Raw genomic sequence first — 1,646 nt, forward strand, 5'->3', positions numbered from 1 at the left:
GTTTTAAAAGTTAGACTGGGGAAATTAACATAATGTACTATTTAGATAAAAGTGTTTTATTACAAAAAGATTTAAGATTTATGAGTTTTAAATACCACGCAATTAGTCAAATTAGAGTTGATTATATTAATAAGGAGATCGAGGTTCAAATAGCGAGTTTTTCAGAATTAGATTTGCTAAAAATGCTTTTGGCAGAAAATATTGTTGCAATTATGTTTAATTATGAAACTTACGACTTTAACAAAGATATTAACTATAATTGTTTAAAATTAATATCAGAAATGACCGATAGTGTGTTTTATGGTGCCGAAATTAATACAATTGAAATGGAGGATGATAATGAAAAAGCTGATAAATTGGTTGAAGAAGTGGTGGAATAAATTAGTCGGTAAGAATGCAAATAAAGAGGACGATATGAGTTATGGGATTAAAATAGGAAGCCGAATAATTACTAATTTTCCAAACCCGAGAACAAGCACATATGGTTTAATTGGGAATGGTAGAGAATTAGATTTAAATCAGTTGTTCAAAGCGGTTTATGTGGGAAAATACACCAATCCTAAATCAGAATGGGACACTTACGACAATAATTCAGATGTTGTAAAACTTACAGATAAAAGCTATATTGCAATTGAAAGAGGTTATTTCAGTTATAATGAAACTGGAGAGATGTTAAAGTACAATTTAGTAAAGCCAATTACAAATGAGCTGTATGGAATTGGCTTAAATGGGTTGTCTATAGGCGAATTTGATGTTATTACTAAACAAGTAACAGTTGGTGTAAGTAAAGCAATCAGAGTTCCGGGTAGGTGGGAAATTGATTTAAAGATACCCGTAACTAATATGTTTTTCAAATATAATGATCTACTAAGATTGGTTGAAAATGTAACAGGTGCAGATGAAAGAGAAATAGCAGTGGTGAATGGTGTTTTGAAAGCATATGGACCATTTGAAACCTTAAAGATTGTTAATCCTTTCACTTTTACTGCATATCAAATTTTAACATAGACACACTAACCGAAATTTAACCAGCACACCGCACCCAGAAAGTGCGGTTTTTTATTATCTGAAAAATAAGGAAATCTTATGAAATACATAGAGAAATCAATTGAAGATGAACAAACCGGCGCAACATGCAGTTACCACGAAATCACTACGCTTAACGTTGATTTTATCAACGATAACGCTGTCGTCGTTGTTGCTTGCTATGTCAGTGCAAAAGCCAAAGCAGCTGGCAAAAATGCGCTGTCATTTAATTCGTTTAATCTTAGTCCGCTACCTGAGGATAGAAACGCTGTCGGCTATGACTGGGCATTGACGCAGTTAATCCAAGCGCTGCCGGAAGGGTTTACGCCAGAGGATTATCCGGGCTATATTAATCCGCATGCGTTAGCCGGCGGCAAAATCAAAGATACGGCGGCTTAAATAGATTCGGCGCACTGAGTGATATATCTCACTTAGTGCGCCGATTTTTTTGTTTTTGGGTGGTATAGAATGCGTTACCGTCATTTTTAGTCAGAATTATTATCTTTTTCGGCTAATTGAATAAGATAATTGCTTATTGTTTTTCCTTGCTTACTAGCCTGCTCGGTAATCATTTCTTTCTGAGCTTTAGTGCAGCGAATGTGTATATAAGTATTTTTTTT

General features: G+C 34.2%; 4 protein-coding genes. 3 read left to right on the forward strand and 1 reads right to left on the reverse strand.

Translation table 11 applies throughout. The annotated features are described in order from the left end of the window. Positions 1 to 32: 32 nt before the first annotated feature. From B8880_RS12770 to B8880_RS12780, 3 genes are all read left to right on the forward strand, one after another. On the forward strand, positions 33 to 380 hold the full coding sequence (locus tag B8880_RS12770; RefSeq protein ID WP_084257957.1) for a hypothetical protein: 348 nt from the start codon (positions 33 to 35) through the stop codon (positions 378 to 380). Then, on the forward strand, positions 340 to 1,008 hold the full coding sequence (locus B8880_RS12775) for a hypothetical protein (RefSeq protein ID WP_084257958.1): 669 nt from the start codon (positions 340 to 342) through the stop codon (positions 1,006 to 1,008). The genes B8880_RS12770 and B8880_RS12775 overlap by 41 nt, the downstream gene beginning before the upstream one ends. Before the next feature lie 78 nt (positions 1,009 to 1,086). Continuing rightward, entirely contained in the window at positions 1,087 to 1,425 is a 339-nt protein-coding gene (locus tag B8880_RS12780; protein ID WP_084257959.1) for a hypothetical protein, read from the forward strand. 86 nt (positions 1,426 to 1,511) lie between these two features. Here the strand turns inward: B8880_RS12780 and B8880_RS14890 are convergent. Next, the coding region (locus B8880_RS14890; RefSeq protein ID WP_418889037.1) for a plasmid mobilization protein at positions 1,512 to 1,646 on the reverse strand (135 nt) is incomplete at its 5' end.

Source organism: Pasteurella testudinis DSM 23072, assembly GCF_900176075.1.
GTDB lineage: Bacteria > Pseudomonadota > Gammaproteobacteria > Enterobacterales > Pasteurellaceae > Chelonobacter > Chelonobacter testudinis.

Coding starts and splice junctions, on each gene's coding strand:
- B8880_RS12770 (WP_084257957.1), top strand. CDS start 33: ATGTACTATTTAGATAAAAGTGTTTTATTACAAAAAGATTTAAGATTT.
- B8880_RS12780 (WP_084257959.1), top strand. CDS start 1,087: ATGAAATACATAGAGAAATCAATTGAAGATGAACAAACCGGCGCAACA.
- B8880_RS12775 (WP_084257958.1), top strand. CDS start 340: ATGAAAAAGCTGATAAATTGGTTGAAGAAGTGGTGGAATAAATTAGTC.